The sequence below is a fragment of the Nonomuraea cypriaca genome (genome assembly GCF_015645445.1).
Taxonomy (GTDB): Bacteria; Actinomycetota; Actinomycetes; order Streptosporangiales; family Streptosporangiaceae; genus Nonomuraea; species Nonomuraea cypriaca.
Window position 1 is genome coordinate 1 of the sequence record NZ_JADOGI010000281.1, and the last position, 12573, is coordinate 12573.

13 protein-coding genes are annotated in these 12573 nt (G+C 62.6%); 6 read left to right on the forward strand and 7 right to left on the reverse strand.

The genetic code is table 11. The annotated features are described in order from the left end of the window. Positions 1 to 71 precede the first annotated feature (71 nt). From ITP53_RS48560 to ITP53_RS48570, 3 genes are all read right to left on the reverse strand, one after another. Complete coding sequence (locus ITP53_RS48560; RefSeq protein WP_195902264.1) at positions 72 to 980, reverse strand: hypothetical protein; 909 nt, start codon at positions 978 to 980, stop codon at positions 72 to 74. Between the two features lie 289 nt (positions 981 to 1269). Beyond that, positions 1270 to 2637, reverse strand: a complete 1368-nt coding sequence (locus ITP53_RS48565; protein WP_195902265.1) for an ApeA N-terminal domain 1-containing protein — start codon at positions 2635 to 2637, stop codon at positions 1270 to 1272. Positions 2638 to 3428: 791 nt separating this feature from the next. Continuing rightward, positions 3429 to 5402 carry a hypothetical protein gene (locus ITP53_RS48570; RefSeq protein WP_195902266.1) on the reverse strand — a complete coding sequence of 658 codons (1974 nt, stop codon included), beginning with the start codon at positions 5400 to 5402 and terminating at the stop codon, positions 3429 to 3431. Between the two features lie 754 nt (positions 5403 to 6156). Between ITP53_RS48570 and ITP53_RS48575 the strand changes: the two genes are divergently transcribed. After that, the gene (locus ITP53_RS48575) at positions 6157 to 7317 is read left to right on the forward strand and encodes a serine hydrolase domain-containing protein (protein ID WP_195902267.1); all 1161 of its coding nucleotides are present in this window, start codon (positions 6157 to 6159) and stop codon (positions 7315 to 7317) included. A gap of 642 nt (positions 7318 to 7959) precedes the next feature. Here ITP53_RS48575 and ITP53_RS48580 read toward each other — a convergent pair. Further along, the gene (locus tag ITP53_RS48580; protein WP_195902268.1) at positions 7960 to 8694 is read right to left on the reverse strand and encodes a phospholipase D-like domain-containing protein; all 735 of its coding nucleotides are present in this window, start codon (positions 8692 to 8694) and stop codon (positions 7960 to 7962) included. Positions 8695 to 8840: 146 nt separating this feature from the next. On the opposite strand from ITP53_RS48580, the gene ITP53_RS48585 reads away from it, so the two are divergent. Genes ITP53_RS48585 through ITP53_RS48595 form a run of 3 tightly spaced genes read left to right on the forward strand, consistent with a single transcriptional unit; the run spans position 8841 to position 10289 of the window. Further along, the gene (locus tag ITP53_RS48585) at positions 8841 to 9185 is read left to right on the forward strand and encodes a hypothetical protein (RefSeq protein WP_195902269.1); all 345 of its coding nucleotides are present in this window, start codon (positions 8841 to 8843) and stop codon (positions 9183 to 9185) included. A gap of 6 nt (positions 9186 to 9191) precedes the next feature. Beyond that, positions 9192 to 9665 (forward strand): GntR family transcriptional regulator, encoded by a 474-nt coding sequence (locus ITP53_RS48590; RefSeq protein WP_195902270.1) that lies wholly within the window; start codon positions 9192 to 9194, stop codon positions 9663 to 9665. 57 nt (positions 9666 to 9722) lie between these two features. Then, on the forward strand, positions 9723 to 10289 hold the full coding sequence (locus ITP53_RS48595; protein WP_328818240.1) for an HD domain-containing protein: 567 nt from the start codon (positions 9723 to 9725) through the stop codon (positions 10287 to 10289). On the opposite strand, the gene ITP53_RS48600 is transcribed toward ITP53_RS48595, so the two are convergent. Both ITP53_RS48600 and ITP53_RS48605 read right to left on the reverse strand, forming a co-directional pair. Further along, the gene (locus ITP53_RS48600) at positions 10257 to 10733 is read right to left on the reverse strand and encodes an NUDIX hydrolase (RefSeq protein WP_195902272.1); all 477 of its coding nucleotides are present in this window, start codon (positions 10731 to 10733) and stop codon (positions 10257 to 10259) included. The genes ITP53_RS48595 and ITP53_RS48600 overlap by 33 nt on opposite strands. Before the next feature lie 3 nt (positions 10734 to 10736). Next, positions 10737 to 11477, reverse strand: a complete 741-nt coding sequence (locus ITP53_RS48605; protein ID WP_195902273.1) for a helix-turn-helix domain-containing protein — start codon at positions 11475 to 11477, stop codon at positions 10737 to 10739. Positions 11478 to 11624: 147 nt separating this feature from the next. On the opposite strand from ITP53_RS48605, the gene ITP53_RS48610 reads away from it, so the two are divergent. Beyond that, on the forward strand, positions 11625 to 11834 hold the full coding sequence (locus tag ITP53_RS48610; RefSeq protein ID WP_195902274.1) for a hypothetical protein: 210 nt from the start codon (positions 11625 to 11627) through the stop codon (positions 11832 to 11834). Further along, entirely contained in the window at positions 11831 to 12022 is a 192-nt protein-coding gene (locus ITP53_RS48615) for a hypothetical protein (protein ID WP_195902275.1), read from the forward strand. Before ITP53_RS48610 ends, ITP53_RS48615 begins: the two co-directional genes overlap by 4 nt. Here ITP53_RS48615 and ITP53_RS48620 read toward each other — a convergent pair. Next, positions 11982 to 12350 carry a GntR family transcriptional regulator gene (locus ITP53_RS48620; RefSeq protein ID WP_195902276.1) on the reverse strand — a complete coding sequence of 123 codons (369 nt, stop codon included), beginning with the start codon at positions 12348 to 12350 and terminating at the stop codon, positions 11982 to 11984. The genes ITP53_RS48615 and ITP53_RS48620 overlap by 41 nt on opposite strands. Positions 12351 to 12573 lie beyond the last annotated feature (223 nt).

Here is a 12573-nt window from a genome sequence, read left to right on the forward strand (position 1 = left end):
CATCAAACGCAAGCTGAAGAAGATCCAGTACCGGCCCCACCTGCTCACCGGCTGCCTGACCCAGACCGGTCTCACCCTCGACACCCCGGCAAAACCATGACCGACTCTACGAATTCAACCGGTGTATCGGAAAGCAGTGTCAGGTCGAGTTCGGTGAAAGTCTCGCCCTGGCTTTTGCGGCCGACGCCGATGGTTGGGTTGACCGGGTGCAGCCGTATCTGGTTGCCGCGTAGCACAATCACCCAGGGCAGGCTCTCCCGGGCGGCAACGGAAATCGCATGCGAGACCGGAGAGACCGCCCCGAACCGGGGGGAAGGACGATCGAAGAGCTCGTCGTGATCCAACAGAACGGCGATCGAGCGGGAGGTGCCCTGGTGTGTGAGAAGCAGCGCGGCTGACCCTCGGACAGTCGTGCCGTATCCGAGTGCCTGGATCAGCGGAAGCCCGCTGAGACCCAGCAGCGGACGGGCGATCGCAGCAGCGTCGGCCCAGTCGGCGCGGCGTGGGACTCCATTGCGGAGCTCGTGAGTGGCGAATAAGCCCTGGTTGGTCAGCCCCGGAGTGAGCTGCTCTTTAGCGGTGGTCAGAAGCCGATCTAGGGTGCGGAGGGCAATGTGCCGGTCCGGTTCAGCGAGCACCGTACAGCAGATCCTGCCAAGCTGGTCCACGGTCAGCTCGGTGATCGGATCGCCATCGTTTCCACAGGCCGCTGCCTTGGTCGTGCCTGCGTCGCTGTACAGAACCACGAGCAGAACCGGAGACGGGCGGTTCCCATGCCGAAGCTTCCACAGACGACGGAGACTCTCTGCCTTGGGTTCGCCGGCCTCGCTGAAGGCAATCGCTACTTCTAGGGGCGCGTCTCCGTTGCCGAACAGAATCCGCTCGGTGGTCAGCCCTCCTAGTACGCCGTCTGGTTGGTTCCACTGCAAGTCACGGGCGTCGACATCGTCCAAGAACTGCTCCGCGATATCTGCGATCACGCCCGCGACCTTTCGCCCAGCACGAAGGAGCACCAATCCTGGTTTTACTCCGATAGGCGCACATTGTCTAACAAGTTGATCTTCTGTGGCAAGCAGGACCAAAGGAGCTTGTTCTCACAAAAATGACTAAGCGCCCATAACTCACCTCTAGAGCCGTGAATAATACAGAAGCATTAAAAGGGATGCTTGGCGACGAACGGCTTACCCTGAAGTGAATAGGGGCTCCAGGGGCGTCGTCTTCCGACCAGTCGCCGCTTCCAGAGTAGTAACGGTTAACGCACGCAGTGCTTCAGAGGCCAGCTCGGATCTTCGGTCCGAGCCATTCGAGTTCGGGGTGCTTCTCGATCCGGTCGAACACTTCCTCCGGCGCCCTGGCATCTCGCAGCATGCACAGGACGAAGAGCCAATACAGCGAATCGGCCAGGAAAAGCTGCGCAGAAGGCGTCTGCTTCACCCGCGTGCCGAGGTGGTGAGCGATGTCATCGCGATCCCTTCTGACCGCCTCCGCCCAGATGCCCACGTCTCCAACAAGCCAGACGAAGAGGTTTCCCGCCAGGTCCGCGCATCGCGTAAGCCGGGTCTTGAACTTGCTCTGCGAGTGTCCGGACGCCGCGCGGTCGAAAGCTTCCAGGGCAGCCGCGCGGTTGAGCAGGCGGTCGGAGACGAACATACTCTTCGCGTACTTACTGGCCATGACCCTCCCGAGCGCCTCCCGGTGGCGGGCGACGCTCTCTAGCCATCGGCCGACGCCGTCGATGCCGCCGAACTCGGCGTAGGTGAAGAACATCTCGTGGAGAGACAGCTTGCCGGGGGTCTTGCTCTTGTCCTTGGAGTTCCATGGCACGAAAAACTCGATCGGCTCCCTCTCCTGGCGGTCACCGCCCTCCCAGGTCACGTCGGGGTGCCAAAACCGCATACCGTCGAACTCCGCCGTACGGCCTGTCGCGATGGAGACCAGGTCCTGCAAGTCGCTGGCGCGTTCCACGAGTTCCGGAACGGGGCGGAGCGACGATGTATAGAGGCGGAAGAAGAACTTCTGTGAAAGCTCTCGCGTAGTGATCCGGTCGCCGTTGATAGTGACCGAGTGCTTGAGTCGCAGTGTGTCACCGTCCGGCAGAGTAACGATGGCGTCATCCAGCGCCCGAGCCTCCAGTGTGATTTCTGGCCCATTCAGCGGGAGGTCGGCGACCGGGAATGCGTGCGTCTCCTTGATCCCGGTGTGGCAGATCCAGTGGGTGAGGTAGCGCAACTCCACCGACACGCCATCCGCGGCCAGCGCCTCATCCTTCTCGAAGTAGGCACCTTGGAAGATTTGGTTGACGTGGACAGTCTCTGTTCCGCCGCCACCGATGAGATGCCGAGTCGTGCGAGAGCGGAAACAGTCTTCCAGCGTGTATTGCTTGCCGTTCGCCAGCCCGTGGATGCGCGGGTAGGTTCCGTCCCTCTCGATCGTGTCCTTGGAGACTTCGATGATTGCGGTACCGTCCGACTGCAGCGAGCGGTCCCCTTCCTCGAACATCGAGCGGAAGGTCCCGATCAGTCGCAGTTCCGCACTGGAGTTTGGGTCGAAGCGGAGTCTTCCGGCCACCTTTCGGTCTTCGTGCTCGGGCAACCACCATTCACCCTCGATGTCGAAGGCGCGGAGAGAGTCGCTCAAAACGTTATCCTTTCTAGAATGATGGACTGGCCGGAATATCAACGCACCGGACCGCGGGCAGAATCGGGTATGGCTTGTACTCGTCGATGAGTGTTTGGAAGTCGGGGATCGGCACAGTGTCCTTTGTCGCTGTCGCCTGGATGGTAGTTGTGCTTGATCGACCAGCGGTGGCCCGCCTGCTACATCTGTAAGGTGCAGCCATGGTCACCCGGTGCCGAGTCCCGACGACGGGGCTGCGGCAGTTCCCTGAGTCAACCCCTTGCCGGAATTCTTGGCCCCACCGTCACTCCTCGCCCGTCAACGTCGTGCGTCCTCGCTTCGCTCCGGGCGCTTCACGTTGACCTGCTCCTCGTTGACGGCGATGGGGCTGTTGCCGAGGAGGGCAGGAAGCGGATCAGTTCCAGGAATGGGCTGCTGACCCCAAGGTCTGGATGCGGCGAGAAGGTGGGGTGCCCGGTGGCAAGTGGACCCGTACCGCAGGGCCGCCAGGCCCGAGGAACGGAAGCCGCGCGGCAGCCCAGCCTCTCGCTTTCAGACGGAGCAACCACCTTGGTCGACTGGTCGAGAAACGCGGACAGGTGCCTCCGTACGGTGTGACGGGTGCGTCGATATGTGGGACGTTGCTGTCAGCACTGCTGTCACCTCAACCATTGTCACCCGGTGTCAGGCCCAATCAAGGGAGGAGTTCCTGATCTGCCTTGGACATGGAACTTGCGGGCGCATAGCACCCACTTATGAACAGCCGTAACCCTGCTACCTTGCTCTCGTACCGAGACCTCAGTCAGGGGTTATCATTCCGCGTCCAGGAGCTTGAGGAACGCCAATATTTGCTCGGTCGGCTCTCCCTTATATAAATCACTGAAGGTGATCCCATGGCCGGCCAGCTGGCTAGTATTGAGGTAATAATGCGCATCCTTTGTGAACACTAGCCCTAGCTCTCGCAGGCGACGAAGATACTTCTGGCGGATTAGGTTATTTTTTATAATGCGCTTCTCCATCAATTCCCCGAAGACGCCTGGGCTCTCACCTAGGCCTCCGCGAAATGCAAGCATGAGTGCTCTAAGATCTACTAGCTTTCCATAGTCGGCGAAAAACGATCGTTCGCCCTGCGGTCGCACATAAGGCCTAAAGGCGGGGATAGAACTGCCCGAGTAGATTATCAACGACCTTTGGTCCGGACATTCGACGGAAAGTCGTCCGCTCACGCTAATATTCTCGGATGAAATGACCGAAGCGAGCGACTTTTCCTTCCCTGGATCAATGGAGAGGATTTCAGCTTCGATTACAACTTCATCAGCTATGATCATGCTGGCAGGGCCAAGCACAAAACGACTTTCTCGGCTACCAAGAATCACGCCTGAGTCGGTAACGATCAATCCTCTAGAAAGCCGGCGTGGCAAGTGAAGCCCACCCGATAGCTCTGTCACTGAAAAATCTAATGTACGCTCAGATTTGGTGAGCATGTCATGCAACAGCAGAGCACCTTCGTTTCCTTGTTGGACGAAGATGAATCTTTTCCAATCATCGGGACGAGCAGACTGAGACTGCGAGTCGAGGACTATAGGAATCAAGTCTTCCGTAATTACAGCGACTTCTGGTGCGTGCTCTGCATTAGGCGAAACCTCATTGCGGCCAAATTCATGAACGAATTGATAGAAGAAAGGGCCAACAGATCCAAGAGCGCCCCTAGGATCTGGCGCCAGTGCAAGCCTGCACGTCCTATCTACTGCTGCCTTCGCCATGATGAAGTCAGAGAAAACAACGTTGACGGCGCCCACTCCAGCCACGAAGGGGTGGTCGGAGGTGAACTGTCTGGCATCACGTTCGTAGTTTTCTCTGATGGCATCTGGCATACTTGGCGGAATGGGGACTATTGATTCTAGATGGAGTACTTTTCCTACTAGTCGAACACTCTGCTCGGAAGGACCGTATATCTCGTCGAAGTTATCCCAGTCGAGATTCGCGGGTAGGGTAGCCCGGAGCCTCTCTCGGACTTGATTCTGGAACTTAATCTGCTCGCGTTCCAAAAGGTTTGATATTATCGTCAGCAGGATGCTTCGTGCGTGGCTTGAAGGTGCTTCTAGAGCATGACGTTCGGCATAGGGGTTAGCGACAGCAAGGAACTCGCCAAGCACCGACAGTACAGGTGCGTAGCCTAGAAAGCCTTTCGCTTCTTCCCAGTTATTCACTGCGCGTGCATTAGGGTTTGAGAGCAGCGTTCGAGCAATCTCACTTAGTCGCTGGTCAAGGAGTTCGGCAAAGGGTTGGGGGTGCCGTACCGGCGCATCGTAGTGTCGATCAGGAAACTTCGTGTGCTGCTGAGACATGTATGATCTAATATAGCTCTGCGCTTGCTGATGACTGAAAAAGTCGATCCTGCCCGTGGTTAACGGACAGCTTGCCTCTGCAAAGGATTCTTTGACAAGGATCGCCGTATCTGCGCGCGACAGCAGAACAATGCTGGGCAACCCATTGCCAGGAGTTCCGGAAAGCTTCCTGATATTTTCAAGAAAGGCAAGGAAGTTGGCAGTTCCTGCCTTCAAATGAGCTTCATCGAGAGCGTCGATAATTACTCCTGCCCTGCCAGACACGACATCTCCAATGAATGGAGAATTGAAGCCTAATGCATCTTGAATGAGGCCCGACAGAGAGTATGATCCGACCTGTGCTTTTGATGCATTTACTAATGGCCACTTCAACGTGCTCGCTAAGGCTTCGGCTGCAGCCGTCTTTCCGACAGCGCCCGCGGCTTCGATCAGGAGCACCTTAGATCCGTCCGGAGCATCCCAGTCCGCTAGGTTGGGCCAGATATACCGGCTAGGAGGACTGCCTATGATAAGCAAGGCGGCAGGGGCGTTGCTCTCAAGGATAGGAGGATTTTCTAAGCGAGGTAGCGCCCCCTCGACCAACTTCAGGAGTGTATCCACCGTATACCCTTCCATCGTTGTGACGGAGCACGCGTTTTGCGAGCATACGCGATGGCGAACGGGATCGCTACTGTCAGTCGGTGATGAGCCAATAAGGGACTGGCATTGATAAAACCTTCACAATTGCGGCGAGCTTAAAAAGAAGAAAGTGTTCGACCTAAAGGCCCTACGTCGAAGGTCGCAGCGTACCTGCATTTGGAGCACTTCGTCGTTGCAGCCTCGAGGACTGAACCATGTCGCTGAGTTGTCAGCGCGTGGGCGGCGCTGGCCGCGACCGGCCGGAGAGCCGCAGCGCGGCCAGCGACTGCCCGACGCACGGCAGGCCGCCGTAGGCGGGCTGCCCTTGATCACGTGTAGATAAGTTGCTTTCTGATCTTGCTCGCCCATTGTCCTGTCTCGCTTGATGGTTGACATGATCAATCCGGAGTCGTGCCGAGGGTGCGACTCGCGGCATGAGCGGACGTTGACCGCGTATGGGCCGGTCGACAGATCAGGTGCGGAAGCCGAGCCGCGTCGCTCTGCGCGTCGGACCGATGAGTCCTGGCCGCGTCGGTGGTCCACCCTTCGACCGCACACGACAGAAGGTGGATCGATGAACGACCTGCATGACACCCTGGAGGCGTACGTCCGCGACGGATCGGTGCCGGGAGCGGTGGGCCTGGTGGCTCGCGGTGACCGGGCCGAGATAGCGGTCGTCGGTTCTGTCACCGTCGACGGCACCCCGATGGCCAGGGATTCGATCTTCCGCATCGCTTCGATCACCAAGCCCATCACCGCCGCCGCGGTCATGATGCTGGTCGAGGACGGCCGGATCGCGCTCGACGACCCGGTCGACCAGTGGCTGCCCGAGCTGGCGAAACCAACCGTCGTCCGCACACCTGACAGTGCGGTCGATGATGCGGTCCCGGCGGTCCGGCCGATCACCGTATTCGACCTGCTCAGCTCCCGTGCGGGGTACGGCTTCCCATCCGACTTCACGCTGCCGGCTGTGCAGCGGTTGTTCCCGGTACAGAAGGACGGCCGCGAGCCGCAGAGCTTCCCGGCACCGGACGTATGGATGGCTGAGCTTTCCCAGGTTCCGCTGCTCTACCAGCCGGGACAGGCGTGGTTGTACGACACCTGCTCCGCCCTGCAGGGCGTGCTGATCGCCAGGGTCTCCCGCCAACTGCTGCCCGAATTCATGGCTGAGCGAGTGTTCGAGCCGCTGGGCATGGTCGACTCCGGGTTCGAGGTGCCGGCCGACAAGCTCGAGCGGTTCACCAGCTACTACCGAACCGGCCCAGCGGGAAGTCTGGAGCTGGCCGACGGGCCGGACGGGCAGTGGAGCACCCTGCCCGCGTTTGCGTTGGGCTCCGGCGGGTTGGTCGCAACCGCTGACGACTGGCTTGTGTTCGGCCGGATGCTGCTGGGCGAAGGCACCACCGTCGACGGCCGCCGACTGCTGTCGGCCGATTCGGTGCGCTTGATGACCAGCGACCACACCACCCAGGCCCAACGCGAGATCGGCAAGTTGTTTCTGGAGGGCCAGGGCTGGGGTTTCGGCGGCTCGGTCGACATCGCGACCATCGATCCGTGGAACGTGCCGGGACGCTACGGCTGGGTCGGCGGCACCGGAACCTCGGCGCACATCATCCCGTCCACCAGCACGGTGGCCATCCTGCTCACCCAAGTGGCGGCCGACAGCCCGAGCCCGCCCGAGTGGATGCGGGACTTCTGGCGGTACGCGGCCAACGCCGCTAAAGCCAGCGAGTAATGACAGGCAGAGCGCAATAGCACTATGCCAAGAGGCCCTGACCTGCTGACGCAACCCCGGCATTGACCGTCAAAGCCCTCTCATCGGCATGAGCGGAAGTGTCGCCGGGCGACATGATGGCCAGTCCACGCAGAGCTTGGGTTGGTCAGCCTCGTCGTGATCATTCAAAGCATCAGGCGAGGCCGAAGCGTCAAGCATCATGTGACGCCCACAATCTTGCTCGCCCAATGTTGTGCCTGTTCAAACCCGGGTTCCGCAGTTGGTAGTCACACGGAAGCACAGCAACGGCATCTGACCAGGCGAAATAGAGTTACTGGCCAGTATGGCGTGTGCCTACAGCATCGCCGGACGCCTCGATCGCCTCTGACCTGCAAGTATGCCGTCTCTGCACGAGAAGATCAAGACTTGTTGTGGCCTGTCCGGGGCGGAACAATGATGTTGGTTCCTTGGTGTGGACACACATCGGGGACTTGAAGCAAAGGCAGGGGCGACACGCCGTTGCAGCGTCCGACAGAAGCGTCTGACCTGCGGAAACGCGAGAGGCGACCGTAGGCACACGCCACGCTCCTTCGCTAATGCCCGTTCTCCCAGGTCAAGCGCTATATTCCGGCTTCCGTTTGTCTACGAGCTGCGGAAGGCGGGTCAAACGGCATCTGTGTATGAGGTTGCGGCGGCCCAGACACGTTCGAAGCTGGCCAGGTACGTCTCTGCTGCCGCCTGCTGTTCGGTGGCTCGTAGGTGGATAACGGGAGCCTGGGCTGCAGGTGTGCCGTAAGCGTGGGTGTTGATCAGGAGGTCGTCGTCGGCGCGGTAGATCGAGTTGTAGAGCACGGTCCCATGAAGCCGGATCTCTGCCTTGCCGCTTGCGAGCACGGTGCGGTAAAGGGCGAGGGCGTTTCTGACGCGGGCGGCCATGACGGGTGCTCCGATGGCCTCGTCGATGCCGCGGGTTGCCACTTCCGGGGCGTCGGGGTCGCCGAGCAAGATGCGGACGTTGACGCCGGCCTGGGCTTGGGCGGCCAGGAGGCGAATAATGCCGGTGTCTTCGGCGAGGAACAGGCCGCTGTAGGTGAGGATGCCGATCTCGCGGGTGGCGGACTCGAAGTGGTGTCGCCAGGTGTGCTGGGGGACGGCCCAGCGGTGCGGGTAGACGGCCTGGACCTCGTCGGAGATGACGCGGTGGTGCTGCGTCGCCTCGGGCCAGAGGTCGGCTTCGTCGACGTGGAGGAGGTCGGCGATGGCCCAGCGGTGGCGCGGGTAGGGGATGCGCCCTTTCAGCCATCGGTGCACGGTCTTGGGGTCGACGGCCAGGTGAGCGGCGACGTCGGCGGGCTGGAGGCGGGCGTTGGCGAGGGCGTGGCGAAGGTTGTCGTTCAAGGCGCACCTCCGGCGGGGACGGGGTGTTCTGCCTGCGAAGCTAACACGAGACGTCCCTAGACGTCCCCGAGTTGGGGTGTAGAGGTTCCAGGTTGGAGGCGAATCTCGACGTACACAGACGGTGACGGCGAGAGGACGCCTCGGCGATGAAGAGCATCAAAGAACAGCAGCACGCCTACGCTCAGCGGTTGCTGACCACGCTGCGGGACGAGCTTGTCGAGCGGCAGATCACGGCGGTGCTGGTGGTGGCCGCCGATGGTCGGCCCGGGCTGGACGTGACCGATGGCCGGTTCCGGACGCGGCGGGTCTTCGTCCATCTGGCGTTCTGCTGGTTCTACTGGGGTGATCGGGAGGACGAGCGGGTCACCTGCCTGCGGCTGCCGGCGGCGGTCGAGCGGATCGAGCAGGCCGCGCGGGACGGCTGGCACGAGGGCGAGCAGGGGGAACTCGGGATGGACTTGAGTCGTATCGTCGACGCCTACCGTGCCTGACCTTCGATGGCGCAAGAGCGGGCCTGGCTGACGGGTGGGCGCGTCTACATGCAGGTGGCGGACCGGCTGCGGGAGCGGATCGCCTCCGGCGTGTACGCGCCCGGCGAGGTGCTGCCCTCGGAGGCGGCGCTGTGCCGGGAGTTCGGGATTGCCCGCAACACCGTGCGGCGTGGGCTGGCGATCCTGGAGGAGGAGGGGCTGATCGTGACGGTGCCGTCCAAGGGCCGCATCGTCACGGCGGCCTCCGTCCTGTCGCCGGATGCTCCGTACAGCTATCAGCGGATCGCGGGCGAGCTGCGCGAGCGTATCCAGAGCGGTGAGCTGGCTGTGGGGGCGGCGTTGCCGAGTGAGCTGACGTTGCGGCAGCGCTTTGCGGCCTCGCGCAATACGGTGCGGCAGGCTCTGGCGGTGCTGGAGCGGGAGGGCCTGGTGGTGGCCGAGCAGGGGCGGGGCCGGTTCGTGAAGGGTGAGACGTCCTAGGACGTCCTAGCGGGCAGACTGGCACACATCCGGCATCCCATGCCTATCGTAGACACCGTGGGACAAGCTGAATGGGCTCATGACCTGGCCAAAGACCTGCTAGAGACGGATCTTCCCCGGCGCTGGGCGCACACCCAAGGAGTCGCCGCCCGGGCCGTGTCGCTTGCCCCGATCCTCGGCGAGGCGACCGACACCTTGACCGCCGCCGCCTACCTGCATGACATCGGCTACGCCCCCCGCCTGGTCGTCACCGGCTTTCATCCCCTCGACGGAGCCCGCTACCTCCGCGATGTGCATCGCGCCGACGACACGTTGTGCCGTCTGATCGCCCATCACTCCTGCGCCGTCAACGAGGCCCTTGAGCGCTCCCTGTTCGACGCGCTCACCGTCGAGTTCGACGAGGAACCGCCGGAGCTGGCGCGCGCGCTGACCTACTGCGACATGACCACCGGCCCCGACGGCATCCACCTGGACGTCACCGAGCGTCTCGCCGAGATCCATGCCAGGTACGGCCCCGACCATCTGGTGTCCCGCTCCATCACCGCCTCGACACCGTGCATCCTGGCGGCCATCCGGGAGGTGGAAACGGCGCTAGCCGATGTACGGCAGGCCGGTACCGGCTAGGTAATGCTCGATCCGCATCCGCATCGAGCGATCCATCCGCAACGCGACCACCTGATCGCGAGACACCCAGCGGACCTCACGGGACTCATCGCTCGGGGTCGGCTCGCCGCTGACCGCGCGGCCGGTCAGAACCAGGGAGAACTCCTGACGCGCCTCGCCGTTGGAGGTGTAGAGGATGACGTGGCGGGGGTCGCTGTAGGTGCCGACCAGGCCGGTGATCTCACAGGTGATCCCGGTCTCCTCCAGCGTCTCCCGCATTGCGGCCTGCGGGATGGACTCACCGAGGTCGATCGCGCCGCCGGGAACCGCCCAGTTGCCGTTGTCGGTGCGACGGATCATCAGCACCTCGCCCGTGTCGTTGGTGACGACCACGTTGACGGACGGCACGAGGCTGTTGGCCGCGGGGGCATCGGGGTCGTCGTAGTAGTCGATCCGCTTGGCCATGGCTCAGGACCCTATCGGCCGGGCGCCGTCCCAGACGCGTTCGAAACTCTCGGCGTAGGTGGCGACCATGTCCCCGCCGATCACCTTGCGCAGATGGAAGACCGGCGCATTGCCCGCCGGCACCCCGTACACGTGCGTGTTGACGAGAAACTGATCGTCGGCCTGGTAGATCGAGTTGTACAGCACGGTCGCATGCAGCCGGAACTCGACGTTGTCCCGCCCGATCAGCTCCCGGTACAGCACGAGAACGTTGCGGATCTTGGCCGCCATACCGTCGTCGATGCCCTCGTCCCGGCCGCGCTGGGCTACCTCGGCGCAGTCCGGATCGCCCAGCAGGATGCGCACCTTCACCCCGGCGTCGGCCTTCTCGCCGAACATCCGGACCAGGCCCGCGTCGTCGGCGAGGAACAACCCGCTGTAGACCAGGACGCCGATCTCCTCGGAGGCCGAGGCGAACAGCCGTCCCCACACGTCCCTCGGCACCGCCCAGCGATGCGGGTACACGGTGACGATCTCGGACTCCGACGCTGAGGCCACCTGGTCGCGAGTCAGCGCCGACGGCCACAGGTACGTCTCGTCGGTATCCAGGTACGAAGCCACCGCATATCGGTGTTTTCGGTATGGCGAGCGGCCCTTGGTCACCCACCGCTCGACCGTTTTCGGGTCTACCGCGATGGCCTCCGCGAGCTGCGCGATGCTCACGCCGCGCTGCAGCAGCGCCGCCCGCAATCTCTCGTTCGCCATGTCACCTGCCAGCAGGACGTCTGGGGACCTGGCCATCGTAGGCCGGACGTCTTGAACATGTCCCGTCGTGTAGTGATCTCGTCCTGACTCTCCGTCGCATTCTCGGTTCGCAAGCACAAACCGAGATCCGAAAGGAGAGGTGATCACATGACTGACGAGATCTACCCGGAGCCCACCTGCGAGTGCAGCGCCCGCCTGGAGGAGGGCGAGGTCCACTGCCTCAAGTGCCGGTCCCGCGAGCGCTGGACCAAGAAGCAGGCGGGGAAGCGCAGGCGCGGCGGGCGCCGTCAGGGCGAGACCAGACGCCCCCCGCGTGCCCCTCGCGGCCTGGCGCAGGCGGGGGTGATCTGGTCATGACGACGATCCCCCTGATCATCGCCGGACTGCTCGGCGTCGTGCTGCTGACGGGCTACATCGCGGTCCTGGTCGGCATCCGCCGGGAGGACAAGGCGCTGAGCCTGCGTCATGCGCCGGACGGGGCATCAGCGGCGCTGGCCCGGAAGGTCACCGGCTGCTACGTCCGGGACGGCGTGTCGTGGACGTAGCCAACTGCTCCTCGACCCGCGACAGCCGTACCGACAGGTCCTGTACGGCGGCGCGCAGCTCGGCCACCTCACCGGCCGTCTCGCCGCCGGCGGGGCGCTGGTCGGGATCGCTGACGAACACGCCCTTGCCCTGCTGGCCGATCACCAGGCCCTCGTTGCGCAGGATGCCGACGGCCATCTTCACCACGGACAGCGAGGCGTCGTATCGCTGGGCCAGCTGGGCGGTCGACGGCAGAGGGGCTCCGGGCGCGAGGGACCCGCCGCGGATCTGCGCGCGGAGATCGTCGGCGATCTGCAGGTAGCCGGGCTGCCCGGTGTTCTTGACCATCGCCTTCCATCACACCACGAAACGGCAACCAGGCCAACCGAGAGCACATTGACAACCAGGCCAACTAGGTTAACTATGTTGGCAGGACGAATAAGGAGGTCAGTTGATTGGGCCCCTGCGGGGCCGCGGCGCATGCGGGAAAATCGGGGCTGGTTGCCCGCCGACGTCGATAGCTCTTTGGCGCAGGTGAGTCCGTAGGTCAGTTTGATCGCTGGGAGCCGTG